Source organism: Bifidobacteriaceae bacterium, from assembly GCA_031281585.1.
In the GTDB taxonomy this organism is placed as follows: Bacteria; Actinomycetota; Actinomycetes; order Actinomycetales; family WQXJ01; genus JAIRTF01.
In genome coordinates, this window is the sequence record JAITFE010000078.1 from 1 (window position 1) to 12,929 (window position 12,929).

The 12,929-nt window shown below is 68.9% G+C and carries 9 protein-coding genes; 7 read left to right on the forward strand and 2 right to left on the reverse strand.

Going from position 1 to position 12,929, the window contains the following annotated elements; genetic code table 11:
* The first annotated feature begins 83 nt into the window (after positions 1-83).
* Genes LBC97_09275 through LBC97_09290 form a run of 4 tightly spaced genes read left to right on the forward strand, consistent with a single transcriptional unit; the run spans position 84 to position 4,039 of the window.
* On the forward strand, positions 84-1,367 hold the full coding sequence (locus LBC97_09275) for an acetylornithine transaminase (protein ID MDR2566225.1): 1,284 nt from the start codon (positions 84-86) through the stop codon (positions 1,365-1,367).
* Positions 1,364-2,305, forward strand: a complete 942-nt coding sequence (gene argF, locus LBC97_09280) for an ornithine carbamoyltransferase (GenBank protein ID MDR2566226.1) — start codon at positions 1,364-1,366, stop codon at positions 2,303-2,305. Before LBC97_09275 ends, argF begins: the two co-directional genes overlap by 4 nt.
* A gap of 1 nt (position 2,306) precedes the next feature.
* The gene (locus tag LBC97_09285; protein ID MDR2566227.1) at positions 2,307-2,828 is read left to right on the forward strand and encodes an arginine repressor; all 522 of its coding nucleotides are present in this window, start codon (positions 2,307-2,309) and stop codon (positions 2,826-2,828) included.
* The gene (locus tag LBC97_09290) at positions 2,825-4,039 is read left to right on the forward strand and encodes an argininosuccinate synthase (GenBank protein MDR2566228.1); all 1,215 of its coding nucleotides are present in this window, start codon (positions 2,825-2,827) and stop codon (positions 4,037-4,039) included. The genes LBC97_09285 and LBC97_09290 overlap by 4 nt, the downstream gene beginning before the upstream one ends.
* 67 nt (positions 4,040-4,106) lie before the next feature.
* Here the strand turns inward: LBC97_09290 and LBC97_09295 are convergent, their stop codons facing one another.
* Positions 4,107-5,354, reverse strand: a complete 1,248-nt coding sequence (locus LBC97_09295) for a DUF4143 domain-containing protein (protein ID MDR2566229.1) — start codon at positions 5,352-5,354, stop codon at positions 4,107-4,109.
* Between the two features lie 300 nt (positions 5,355-5,654).
* Between LBC97_09295 and LBC97_09300 the strand changes: the two genes are divergently transcribed.
* Complete coding sequence (locus LBC97_09300) at positions 5,655-6,359, forward strand: hypothetical protein (GenBank protein ID MDR2566230.1); 705 nt, start codon at positions 5,655-5,657, stop codon at positions 6,357-6,359.
* 135 nt (positions 6,360-6,494) lie between these two features.
* Complete coding sequence (locus LBC97_09305; GenBank protein ID MDR2566231.1) at positions 6,495-7,301, forward strand: peptide chain release factor N(5)-glutamine methyltransferase; 807 nt, start codon at positions 6,495-6,497, stop codon at positions 7,299-7,301.
* A gap of 401 nt (positions 7,302-7,702) precedes the next feature.
* Here LBC97_09305 and LBC97_09310 read toward each other — a convergent pair whose 3' ends face one another.
* Positions 7,703-10,756 (reverse strand): tetratricopeptide repeat protein, encoded by a 3,054-nt coding sequence (locus LBC97_09310; GenBank protein ID MDR2566232.1) that lies wholly within the window; start codon positions 10,754-10,756, stop codon positions 7,703-7,705.
* Between the two features lie 158 nt (positions 10,757-10,914).
* Here LBC97_09310 and LBC97_09315 point away from each other — a divergent pair, with 158 nt between their 5' ends.
* Entirely contained in the window at positions 10,915-12,768 is a 1,854-nt protein-coding gene (locus LBC97_09315; GenBank protein MDR2566233.1) for an HNH endonuclease, read from the forward strand.
* Positions 12,769-12,929 lie beyond the last annotated feature (161 nt).

Sequence of the window (12,929 nt, forward strand, 5' to 3'; positions counted from 1 at the left end):
CCTGACCGAGATCTTCACCGACGAGGGCGTGGGCACCATGGTGGTGGACCCGCCCGCGCCCGTTCCCGCCAAGGAGACGCCCGATGCCGTCCAATGACGCCGCGCTCGCACAGTACCGGAAGCGTCTGCTGCCGGTTTTCAGCCCCGCTTTGACGCTGGCGCGGGGGGCGGGGACCCGGGTCTGGGACGCGGACGGGCGCGAATACCTGGATCTGTTGGGTGGGATCGCCGTCAACTCGCTCGGTCACGCCCACCCGGCCTGGGTGGAGGCGATCGCCGGACAGGCCGCCACCCTGGGGCACATCTCGAATCTTTACGCCTCCGAGCCGCAGGTCGACCTGGCGGGGCGGTTGCTCCAGATCACGGGTGCGGAGTCCGGGGGCCGCGTCTTCTTTGCCAACTCGGGGGCCGAGGCGAACGAGGCCGCGCTCAAAGCCGTCCTGCGCCGGGATGGCGAGCGGCACCGGCTGTTGGCCCTGGAGGGGTCCTTCCACGGCCGCACCCTGGGCGCGTTGTCGCTGACCGCCAAACCGGCCTACCGGGCGCCTTTCGCCGAATTCACGGGCCCCGCCCGGTTCTTGGAGCCGGGCGACCTCGCCGCCTTGGAGGCGGAACTGCGCGCGGGGGACGTCGCCGCGCTGGTCCTGGAGGTCATCCAGGGCGAAGCGGGCGTGATCCCGCTCCCGGACGGATACTTGGCCGCTGCCAGGCGGCTGACCAGCCAATACGGCGCGCTCCTGTGGATCGACGAGGTCCAGACCGGCATTGGCCGGACCGGCGCGTGGACGGGCTACCTCAACCCCGCGCTGGGCGGCCCGCTGCGTGGCGCGGAAGGTTTGGCGGCGCGGACGGCGGACGCGGCGGTCCCGGCGGTGGCCTGGGACGCCGGCCCCGCGCCGACCGCGGGCTCGCCAGACCTGGTCACACTGGCGAAGGGCCTGGGCGGCGGCTTCCCAATCGGGGCGATGGTCGCCATGAACCAGGCGGCGGCGGGCCTGCTGCGCCCCGGCGACCACGGCAACACGTTCTCCGGGGGACCGCTGGCGTGCGCGGCGGCGCTCGCCACGCTGGCGACCATTGAAAATGAGGGGCTGATGGCGCACGCGGCCGAATTGGGGGCCGCCTGGCGGCGGGACCTCGCCAAAGTGCCAGGCGTGAAGGCGACAAGGGGGGCGGGGCTGCTGGTCGGCATCGTGCTCCAAACACCGAACGCGCCGCAACTGGTGAAGGCGGCCCAGGCGGCGGGGTTCCTGGTGGGCGCGACCGGGCCGGAGACGTTGCGGCTGGCGCCCCCGTTGATTCTGACCCAAGACCAGGCGGCGCGGTTCACGGCCGCCCTGCCCAAGTTGATCAAGGAGGCGGCGTGACCGTTCGACATTTCCTCAAAGACAGCTCGGTCAGTCCGGCGGAGCAGGCCGAAATCCTGCGGCTGGCCATTGAGGTCAAAGCCGACCGGCTGGCGTACCAACCGCTGACGGGCCCCAAGGCGGTGGCGGTGCTGACTGACAAGCCGACGCTGCGGACCCAGGTGTCGTTCTGCGTCGGCGTGGCCGAACTGGGCGGCTACCCCATGTTCGTGGACGGGAAACTGGCCGGGGTGGGGCAGCGTGAATCGATCGCGGACGTGGCCCGGGTGTTGGGCCGGCAGGTTTCGGCGATTGTCTGGCGGACCTACGGCCAAGACCGGATCGAGGAAATGGCGGCCCAGGTGAACGTGCCGGTCGTCAACGCGCTGACGGACGACTACCACCCGTGCCAGGTGCTGGCGGACCTGCAGACGGTGGCGGAGCACGTGGGCGGAGTGGACCGGCTGCCGGGAGTCAAGCTGGCGTACTTCGGGGACGGGGCCAACAACATGGCGCAGTCGTACCTGCTGGGCGGGGCGGTGGCGGGCCTGGACGTGGTCATCGCCACGCCGGAGGCGTACCAGCCGAAGGCGTCCGTGCTGGCGGAGGCGGCCGCGATCGCGGCCAAGACCGGCGGCAGCGTGACGGTGACGGCGGACGCGGACGCGGCGGCGGCCGGCGCGGGGGTCGTGGCGACGGACACGTGGGTGTCCATGGGCCAGGAGTCGGACGCGGCGGCGCGCCGCTCGTCGTTCGTGCCCTACCGGGTGGACGAGGAGCTGATGGCCAAAGCGGACCCGAACGCGATCTTCATCCACTGCCTGCCGGCCTACCGGGGAAACGAGACGACGGCATCGGTCATCGACGGCCCGCAATCCCGTGTCTGGGACGAGGCGGAAAACCGCCTCCACGCCCAAAAAGCCCTCCTGATCTGGCTGCTGTCCCAGGCCGAGGCGTGAGATGACGGCCGCCGCCACCGTCCCCGCGACCAAGGCCGCCAGGCATGCGCTGATCAGGCGCATGATCCGGACCGAGGCGATCCGGTCGCAAACCCAACTGGCGGGGCGGTTGGGCGAGGCGGGGCTGGAGGTCACCCAGGCCACGCTCAGCCGCGACCTGGTGGAACTGCGGGCGGACAAGATCCGCCTGGCGGACGGGTCGCGGATCTACGCCTTGCCGGCGGAGGGCGGGGAGGGAACCTTGGAGGGCGACCTCAGCCGCGAGATGCTGGCGGCGCGCCTGCGCCGGCTGGCGGCGGAATTGCTGGTCAGCGCGGAGGGCAGCGCCAACATGGTGGTGCTCCGGACGCCGCCGGGGGCGGCGCACTTCTTGGCCTCCGCCATTGACCAATCGTTTTTCCCCGGCGTGATGGGGACAATCGCGGGCGACGACACCATTGTGCTGGTGACCCGCGCGGCGGACGGCGGGCCGGAGATCGCGGCCCGCTTCAACCAGTTGGCTAACGAAGGAGAAGGCTCATGACTGAGCGGGTGGTATTGGCGTATTCGGGCGGGCTCGACACTTCGGTGGCGATCGGCTGGATCGGGGAGGCGACCGGCGCGGAGGTGGTCGCGGTGGCCGTGGACGTGGGCCAGGGCGGGGAGAACCTGGAGACGATCCGCGAACGGGCGCTGGCCTGCGGGGCGGTGGAGGCCTACGTCGCGGACGCGCGCGACGAGTTCGCCTCCGAATACTGCATGCCCGCCTTGGCCGCGAACGCCCTGTACATGGACCGGTATCCGCTGGTCAGCGCCCTGTCGAGGCCCGTCATAGTGAAGCATCTGGTGCGGGCCGCGCGCCAGTTCGGGGCAACCACGGTGGCGCACGGCTGCACCGGCAAGGGCAACGACCAGGTCCGCTTCGAGGTGTCCATCACCTCCCTGGCGCCGGACCTGCACTGCATTGCGCCCGTCCGCGACCTGGCGTTGACCAGGGCGGCGGCGATCGACTACGCGGAGCGGAACCAACTGCCGATCGAGACCACCAAGTCTTCGCCGTTCTCAATCGACCAGAATGTTTGGGGCCGGGCCGTGGAGACGGGTTTCCTGGAGGACATCTGGAACGGGCCCACCAAGGACGTGTACACGTACACCGACGACCCGACTTTCCCGCCGGTGGAAGACGAGATCGTGATCCTCTTCTCCGAGGGCGTCCCGGTGGCGATTGACGGCGTGGCGGTGACGCCGTTGCGGGCCATCCAGGAGCTCAACCGCCGGGCGGGGGCGCAGGGCATTGGCCGGATCGACATGGTCGAGGACCGACTGGTCGGCATCAAGTCCCGCGAGGTCTACGAGGCCCCCGGCGCTATGGCCCTGCTCGAGGCCCACCGCGACCTGGAGGGCGTCACCATTGAGCGGGAGTTGGCGCGCTTCAAGCGCCTGGTCGGAACCCGTTGGAGTGAATTGGTCTACGACGGGCAGTGGTTCTCGCCGCTGAAGCGGGCCCTGGACGGCTTCATCGCCGAGACCCAGGAGTACGTCAACGGCGAGATCAGAATGACGCTCCACGGCGGGCGGGCCACGGTCACGGGGCGCCGCTCCGACACGTCGCTGTACGACTTCAACCTGGCGACCTACGACGAGGGCGACTCCTACGACCAGTCGCAGGCGCGCGGTTTCATCGAGATCTTCGGCATGCAGTCAAAGCTGGCGGCGGCGCGCGACGCGCGCCTGGGCCGGGGCGTCACGTTCTGACCAGGAGGGCGGACCCCGTCGCCAAGCGGAGTTGTCTACCGGCGTCAAGACCAGGTGGTTCGCAAGTTCAGGCGCGCAGAGCCGCTGCCGGCACCACGGCCACGCCATCCGGGCGCGTGTAGCCGGGGCCGGTTCCGGTGATCACGCAGAGTCTCGCGGGTTGGCCGACAGTTTGGGTGTCGATGGCCGCCACGGCGGTCTTCAGACTGGTGGCCGCAGCTTCGGCCTGCCCAGCGCCGAGCTTGATCTCGCACGCGACCCAGCCATTCGGGTAGTCCACGATGGCGTCGATTTCGCGTCCCGCCGAGTCTCGGTAGTGGTAGACCGCCCCCCGCTCTGGCGACGCGTAAACGCGCAGGTCGCGGACCACCATTGACTCGAAAAGCTGCCCCAGCGTCTTGGGTTCCCGGATCAGTTTCTCAACTGTGGCGCCGAGCGCCGCCGCTGCCAGCGATGGATCAACCAGATGGCGCTTGGGCGACCGCCGCAGCGTCGCCGAGTCCCGCAGGGCGGTGCTCCAGGCCGGCTGATCCTCCAGGATCATCAACTGTTCCAGTGCGCGCAGATAGGACGCCACCGTCTCACGGTTCAGTTTTTGGTCCGCGCCGCCCACGTCCTTGCCAAGCGTCACCAAGGACGCCTCGGTTCCCACATTGCGGGCCAGCGAACCCAGCAGCCGCCGCACCCTTGCCGGGTCGCGCCGAATGCCCGACACGCGGCTGATGTCCACTTCGGTCAGCAGGTCGAGATAATCCAGTACGTATTCGCGCGCTGTGTCCAGGTCGGCCCGGACAGCCGCCGGCCAGCCACCCCGAACCACCGCCGCGGCCAACTCGTCCAGGCCCCAACCGGGATCATCGGCTTCGACTGGGTCGCCTGCCCGGACCTGGGACCAGGCGACTTGACCGCTGGAGCGGCCTTGTTCCGCCAAGGCCATCGGTCGCATGCGGAGCACGGAAAAGCGACCCAATCCCGGATGGCGTTCAAGTGAGTCGTCCGGCGTGGCCGACCCGGTCAGAATGAACTGCCCTGGCGCCCCGCGATCATCGACTGCTCGTCGGACCAGGTCCCACAGCCGAGGTTGGCGTTGCCATTCGTCGAGGAGTCGCGGTGTTGCCCCGCGCAAGAGCCGTTCGGGTTCGGACTGCATCAACAACGGCACTGCGGGATCGGTCTCGACGCGCAGTTCGCTGGCGGCCTCCCGCCGCGCCGTCTCGGTCTTGCCGCAACCCTTGGGGCCTTCGATCAACACCGCGCCGCTGCGCCGCAACCGGGCCTTCAGTTCGGCGTCCGCCACTCGCGCCAAGTACTCCACCACCCGATTCTAACCGCATCCGGCGGTTTGGAGGCGATTCACCCGGCGGTTTGGAGGCGATTCATCCGGCGGTTTGGAGACGTTTCACCCGGCGGTTTGGAGACGAAGACAGGCCAGCGCCCGATGCCGTCACCCGGCCAGGCCCCGTCACCAGGCCGCAATTCCGCAGTCTGAGCGTGGGTCTATGTCGGCGCCACCGTCACCACCGACCAAGCTGGGCGCCCTTCCTCCCTCTGACCGCAACGTGCCCTTTCCGCTAGCATCAAGCGCTGAGGCAACGCAGCCGAGAGGAGAGTTTTCATGACCGCGCCTGCGCCTGGCGAACGCCGCAAACTGCCTTCCGTCGCCGTCAACGTGTTGTTCGCAATCGGCGTTCCCTACCTGACTATGTTCGCGTGGGTGAATCGCGCTGCCTGGCTTTGGGCGCTGGCCTTCGTGATCGCCTTGGCGGGCGTGGTGGTCCTTTTCTTGCGATTCACCAGGATGCGGATTCGCGGCAAGGCGATCACCGGCGGCATCGTGGCCATATTCGCTATTGTCATGGCAGTCACGGCGGGGAGCGACCCGAGTGTTTCGCGGATCACCGACAGGGAAGTCGAAGCGAAAGTGCAAGCCAGGTTCGGCGACCTACACGATTGGGACCCGACCTGCGCCGCCCGCGACCAGCGTTCCCAAGTTGCGGGGACCTATATTCTCTATAACCCCGCCACCCGCGAGACCAATTACAATCTCGTCACCCCCGGCAAGGTTGATGACATTGCCCTCATCGTTTTCACCCGTTCACAGATCGTCAACGACGGAACCTGGGTGGATGACGTCAGGGACAAGTCGGTGGGGGCCGCGCGGCACTGGGAACTGACAGCCACCCTGATGGCGGCCGACACCCGCCGCTGCCTGGGTCAGCGCACCTTTTCCGGCGGCGTCAACGATCCGGGCGGCGACCTGCCCAAGGTGACCACCGACAGCCGCGAGGTGTCCGAGTGGATCCGCAGCTTTCTGCGGTGACCAGCGCCTTTGGTGGGGTCCGCGCTGTCGGCGGCCTGTGGCGCCGGCGGCTCGGCGGGTGAGCCGGGGTTCACCCCTGGCGGGTGTTAAGGCGGGCGGCCCGTTTTGCGGGGCTCGCGGCGTAGCATCTTCGGAATGAGGTTCCCAAGCCCCGACCACGAACGCCTGGCCGCAGCGTTGCTGGGCGTTTCGCCTGGCGAGTTGCGGGCCCGCGCGCTGGCGGGCTCGCTTGAGTTGCCCGACTCGTATGCCAAGGCCGCCCGCCGCCTGGAGCGGGGCGAGCCGCTCCAATACGTGGTCGGCCGCGCACCTTTCCGCCACCTCGAGTTGACGATCGGCCCCGGCGCGTTCATCCCCCGCCCGGAGACGGAGGTCGTGGCCGGCGTGGCCGTCGAGGCGTTGGCGGCGTGGCCCGCCCCAGACCGCCTGGCCGTGGACCTTGGGACGGGCGCCGGCCCGATCGCGGCCGCGCTCGCCACCGAGGTGCCGGACGCGCGGGTGGTCGCCGTGGAGCGGGCGTGGGCGGCGGCCGGGCAGGCCAAAGACAACTTGGAGCCGTTGGGTGTGGAGGTAGTCATGGCCGATGCCGTCCACGTCGCCACCCCGAAAGGCCCACTTGCCGATTTGGCCGGCCGGGCGGCCGTGGTCGCCGCGAACCCGCCCTACCTCCTGCCGGACGCGGAGTTGGGTCCGGGGGTGGCGGAGTACGAGCCCCCGGCCGCGCTATTCGGCGGCGGCCCGGACGGCTTGGACACGCCGCTCGTCTTCTTGGCGGCGGCGGCCCGGCTGCTGCGCCCGGGCGGCACGCTGGTGATGGAACACGACCCGTCCCAGGCTGCCGCCCTGCGCCAGGCCGCCACTGCGGACGGCCTCTTCAAGGACGCCCAAACCGGCCTCGACTTGACGAACCGCGACCGCTACATCCGCGCGACCCGCGCGTAGCCGGACGCCTGCGTCATCGCGGCGGGCGCGCACACCGTGGCGACTTTCGACGCCAAATTCAAGGTGGCGGCCATGGCGGCTAGCTACGCGGTAAACCTGGGCGCGTAGCGCCCCAACGGCGAGGGCCGGATGCGCGCTGAGCGCTTGGGGTCCTCATTGCAGCTGACCGTTAGCACTCCCTTCGGGCCCGTCCGGGTCATCTGAACCGGGCGTCTCATGTTGCGCGCGGAGTTCGGAGACGATCCGCTCGAGCACGCCAATCCTCCGCTGGGTTGCCAGCGTGTCGGGGTGGTTGGGACCCAGCGCGGCAGCCTGGTCGGGCCACAGGGCTTTGTAGAACGCCAACGCCTTTTCCGGTTCGCCGGCCTTGGCGGTGTAGTAGGCGATCCTGGCGCGGGTAGTCAGCGTGTCGGAAGGGTGGGGCCGGGGGGGGGCGTTCGGTCAGATAGCAACGCCTTGTACAACGCCAACGCCTCGTCGAACCTGCTTGTCTCGTTCGCGCGGCTGGTTGTCCAAGCGCTGGCCGTGGCCGTGTCGGCGTGTCTGGTGAGCATGTCTGTCGCTTGGTTAAGTAGGGCCCTGTACAGTGCCAGCGCCTCCTCCCGCCTGCCGACTCGACCTGTGCAGTACGCGATCCGGATGCGGGTTTTCAGCGTGTCAGGGTCGCTGGGGCCGAGGGCCGTTGCTTGGTCGGATAGTAAGGCCTCGTACAACGCCAACGCCTCTTTCAGGTTGCCGACCTCCTCGGTGCAGTTGGCGATATTGAAGCGGGTGTTCAGGGTATCGCGGTGGTCTGAGCCGAGGACGGTCGCCAAGTCCGGTACGAGGGCGTCGTACAGTGCAAGCGCCTCTTCTAAGTTTCCAAGCGAGCCGATGCTGTAGGCGATCTGGGCCCGTGTAGCCAGCGTTTCTGGGTGGTTGGGGCCCAGTGCGGCTACCTGGTCGGTCCACAGGGCCTTGTACAGCGCCAGCGCCTTTTCCGGTTCGGCGGCTTTGGCGGTGGCGATGGTGACTTGGAGGCGGGTTCTCAGCGTTTGTGGGTGGTTGGGGCCCAGTGCGGCTGCCTGGTCGGTGCACAGGGCGTTGTACAGCGCCAGCGCCTCTTTCGATTCGCCGGCCAGGCCGGTGAGGTAGGCGATTTGGTAGCGGGTTTTCAGCGTTTCCAGGTCGTTGGGGCCCAATGCCGTTGCCTGGTCGGTCCACAGGGCGTTGTACAGCGCCAGCGCCTCTTTCGATTCGCCGGCCAGGGCGGTGCAGTAGGCGATCTTGGCGCGGGCCCACAGGGTGCGGGAATTCCAGTCTCCGAACTTGGGGTGGGAGTGCAGTCCCTTGGCTAGGGTTGCGGCCACCTTGCGGGCTCGCTCCCATTCTTTGAAACCCTCGTGCAGCCGCATGAGGCTTTCAAGTGCGTCCAGGTGTTGTTCGGAGCCCTTCTTTCTTCCTGCTTTGATGGCCTTGAGTACCTTGCGGTGTGCCTTGACCGCCTTGGCGTAGATTTCGCGGGCGGCGGCCGGGTGCCTTGGCAGCAACTCTGTTGCTTGGTGGGAGAGGAGCGCTGCCACATTGCCGCGCATCGCCACCGCCAGATCGGAACCCGGCCCGTGGTCCTCCTTGGCCTGCTTCGCTTGGGAACGCCAGTAGTCCAGCGCGGCGGCGTGCAATCCGGCGTCGATCAAGGCTTCCGTTGTTCTGGCCATCAGCCAGAGCGGTGGCTTCTCAAACTGCTCTTCGATCAGTTCGTGCAGTTCCTCAGCGTCCATCGCGCGGCGCTGAGCCGCCCAGCCCAAGTAGTCTTCTCGCCAAGTCTCCGGCGGCTGTTCATCCCAGCGGAGGTCCGTGATTGACCGCAAAGCTTCTACCCGCACCGACTCGGGCACTTCGGCCCAGTCTGAGTTGTAACCAGCCTTGATCTCATAGGACAACTCGTTGCGCACCGCCGTGCGCTGCGCGGCCGTCAGCGCCTCCCAGGGCTTGGATCGGAATGCGAAGTCGCGGGCGGCCTCGTGCGCCCTGGGCGTGGCGAACCGCATCAGGCCGTCCGTTCCAACCGACGTCCAATCGGTGGACTGGAGGCCATCTGGATTCACATCCGCCAGGTCGCAGGCGTCCAAGAACCAGGTTTTCGGCGCGATGGCGCCCAGCAGCGCGGCGACGGCGAGCGGTTCCGCCACGTTGTCCGGCAGCCTCTCCAGTTGTTCCTCCAGCGCGTCATCGACCGGCTGGAGTGGCCCCGGATCTGGTGCCGCTGGGTCCAGTACGGACGCGGAGACCTCCGGGCGCGCCAGCAATGCCCTTAATGCGCCCGGACTCCTTTCGGCCGCCGCTATGACGCGCGCCAACACGGCGCTGTTCACCGTGGCGTCCGTGCCCGGCAGCAGTGATGCGAGCGCCAGAGCTCTTAACTCGTCACTTCCCAAGGGATCAAGGCGGTACCCCTCGGCCACCGCCCTGGGAGGCGGCGGTCCGTGGGGAGCGCCCGCTGGCGCGGGGCTTGGGCCGCCGGGACCCCACCAGTCCGAAGGCAGCCCGCGCTGCTGGGCCCAGCCGATCAGCGGAGCCAAACCGATCTTGGCTTGCCTGCTGAAAAGCTCGGACGTTTCGTCGATCGCCAAGGCGACCAACACCCGCGCCGCAGTTGAAGCGTCCGATCCAAGCAGACCCGCCAGCAATTCCGCAGTCGGCCGGTCCAGGCGTTCCGCGTGGTCTACGGCCACTACTAACGGCACCAATTGGGCGACGCCGGTCAGCAACTGCCTGGTGTTGTCCAGGCTCTCCGGGCAAGCTCTGTCTGGATCTACCCCCATGGAACGTGCGATTTCGGCGCGTTCCCGCTGCCGCCGATTGAAATCCTTCGTGGCTTTCAGACCCAGGTAGATCGCGTCAGCGACGGCGGCAGTGGCGCATCCCGCGATCACCTCTTCGGGCAGATCCGGCGCCAGCGCCAACAGTCCCGCCACGACGGCCCCCGGCTCCCAGAAGGTTTCGCCGACCGCTGGCGAGAGCTTGCGCTGGGCGAACTCCAACTGCGCCTGAATGGGCTTCAGATGAAGTGCCAACTGGTCAGCGGCGCCGTCTGCGGTGCGGCGATCATCCGCGCCAACCAATCCCCACCAGAAATACGGGATGGCTTCGCCTGGCTCCGTGTGTGGAATCGCCAGGACGCTGGGACCGGCCGGGTTGCCTGGGTAGATCACGTCTTGTGGCACGCCGGGCAGGTCCGCAAGGCTCGGCGGCCAATATCCGGACTGGCTGGCCGCGCACACCTCATATAGCTGCCGCAGCATCCTGGTGGTGCCCATGCCGGGTCTGCTTTTGATCACGACCAGGCGGCGGGTGCCGCCGAACCGGGGCGATCCGGCCACGGCATCCCAAGCGGTCGCCAGGGCCGCCTGGACCACAGCGCGGCTGCGGTCGGGGACAAAAGCGCTCTGCGTGGCGGGCGGGCCTGGGGGCACGGTCATCAGGCTACTGGCATCCGGCCGACGAGGCATAACCAATGCGGCCGATCCGTAAAAGAAATGCGCGTGGATGATGCCGAATTGTTATGCCTGGAAGCGGTTCCATTATTCGAACGACGATTGTTTGCGGGAGGATTCTCCGGTAAACTATACATATGTCGGAATGGTGCGTTCCCGGTCGGCCGCTGAGTGGCGGCGACGGCGGCGCGACGTGCCCCGACGGACGGGCTGACGACGCGCGGGGCCGCAGCGCAGGGCCGGCCGACGGCGGTCCCGCAAACGGCGAGTTTTGGGCTGTGCCTGGGGTGGAAAGCCGGGGCGGCGGCTCGTTGCCGCTGCCGGGGTCTTTGGGTGTGGGTGGGTACGCGCCGCCCGTCAACCCGCTGGTGCAAATCGTCAAGGCGCTCATGGGCCAGGCGCTCGGGGCTGGTGTGGATGGCGTGGTTGAAACCGCCGCTGGCGACCGCTCGGGTGGGGACCAGGCGGGTTCCCGTGGCCAGGTTAGCCAGAGCCCTGGCGCGGACGGGCATGGGCGGGCAGGCGCCGCAGGCCCGGCGGGGGAGGATTTGGCCGGAACTGTTGAGGCGGTTCTGGAGGGTTGCGGTCCGGTCGGGTTGGAGGAAGTGGTCGGCGCGGCGTATGTGGTGGCTGGCGGGCTCGCGGCGATGGTTTCAGGGGCGGGCGGGGTCGCGGCGGCTTCGGATCCAGGAGTGCTGGGGGCTTTGACCGGGTTATTGAATGTGAGGAACCGCGTTGACGCGGTGATCGGCCAGTTGGCGCGGGCGTTGGACGGTTCGGGGTTGTGTTCGGAGTGGACGGGGACCGTGTTGACGACTTGGCTGATGTTGAAGGGTTTGCTGACGCGACAGCAGGCGTCGAGGATCGTGTTGGGGGCGCGGCGGGAGGCGGGGTTCCCGTTGGTGCGGGAGGCCGCGTTGGCCGGCGTGATGAGCGCGGCCCAGGCGGAGGCCATCACCGGGGTGTTGCGGGACCTGCCGGGGGAGTTGGCGCCCGAACAGGTCAGGGCCGCGGAGGAGCTGTTGGTGGGGTTGGCGTCCTCGACGGCCTCGGATGGGCTGGCGAGGGCGGGGGACCTGGTGTTGGAGGAGGTCGCCCCGGACGTGGCCGGGCAGGTCGGCGAGGACAAGGCGCGCCGCCAGTTCGAGAGGGCGCAGAGGCGCCGGTTTTTCCAGGTCACCACCCATGAGGACGGGACCACCACGTTTTCGGGGTCTTTGCCGGCGGTGGACGGGGAGGTGCTGCGCCAGGTGGTGGACGCGGCCGCGGAGAAGGAACGCCGCCGCCAGGCGGACGCCCCGGGCGGGGTTCCCGTGGAGCGGCGGAAGGCCCGCGCGGACGCGCTGATGGCTTTGGTCAGGCACGCGCAGGGTTGCTCCAAGGCCGCCGACCTCGGCGCGGTCAACGCCCGCCTGGTCCTGACCGTCCCCCTGTCCGACCTGGCGGACCCGGACGGTCCCGCAGGCGGGCGCATCGCCTCGACCGGTGGCCGGGTGGACTCGCAGACGTTGGGGGCGTTGGCCTGCGACAGCGACGTGATGCGGGCAGTCCTCGGCGCGAGGGGCGAGGTGCTCGACATTGGGCGGGCGGCACGGGCGATTCCCCGCCAGCTCAGGCTCGCGCTGGCGGTCAGGGACGCGGGGTGTTGTTTCCCTGGTTGCGACCGGCCGGCGGAGGCGTGCCACGCGCACCACATCGACCCGTGGTGGCGGGGCGGACCCACCAGTTTGGCGAACCTGTGTTTGCTTTGTCCCACTCACCACCGGATGGTCGAGCCGCCCAGGGGCCGCCCGCCGGACTGGGTGGTGGGGATCCGGGACGACGGGCTTCCGGAGTTCACCCCGCCCAGGTGGATCGACTTGGACCGCAAACCGATCATCCACCACCGCTACCAAGCCAGGGGCGCCAAACCGTCGAGCCCGCCAGACCCCGGAAACCCGCCGCCGCCCCCGGCCGGCCCGGCCGACACGGGCGACGGGCCGCCGTTCTGACCGCCCGCCACGGGCCGCCCGCGTCGGCGCCCTCACCCGAACCCCCTCGTCCGAATCCCCCGCCGCCCGATGCCGTCCGCCCAGGTCTTGGGAACCGTGGCGGCAGGTCAGTTGGCTGGGTCGGGGATGTTGTACGGGAGGCGGCGGACGGCATCGGACAA

Excerpts from the sequence above, each read along its gene's own strand:
- LBC97_09305 (MDR2566231.1), top strand. The coding sequence starts at position 6,495 with ATGAGGTTCCCAAGCCCCGACCACGAACGCCTGGCCGCAGCGTTGCTG.
- LBC97_09285 (MDR2566227.1), top strand. The coding sequence starts at position 2,307 with ATGACGGCCGCCGCCACCGTCCCCGCGACCAAGGCCGCCAGGCATGCG.
- LBC97_09300 (MDR2566230.1), top strand. The coding sequence starts at position 5,655 with ATGACCGCGCCTGCGCCTGGCGAACGCCGCAAACTGCCTTCCGTCGCC.
- LBC97_09290 (MDR2566228.1), top strand. The coding sequence starts at position 2,825 with ATGACTGAGCGGGTGGTATTGGCGTATTCGGGCGGGCTCGACACTTCG.
- LBC97_09315 (MDR2566233.1), top strand. The coding sequence starts at position 10,915 with ATGTCGGAATGGTGCGTTCCCGGTCGGCCGCTGAGTGGCGGCGACGGC.
- LBC97_09275 (MDR2566225.1), top strand. The coding sequence starts at position 84 with ATGCCGTCCAATGACGCCGCGCTCGCACAGTACCGGAAGCGTCTGCTG.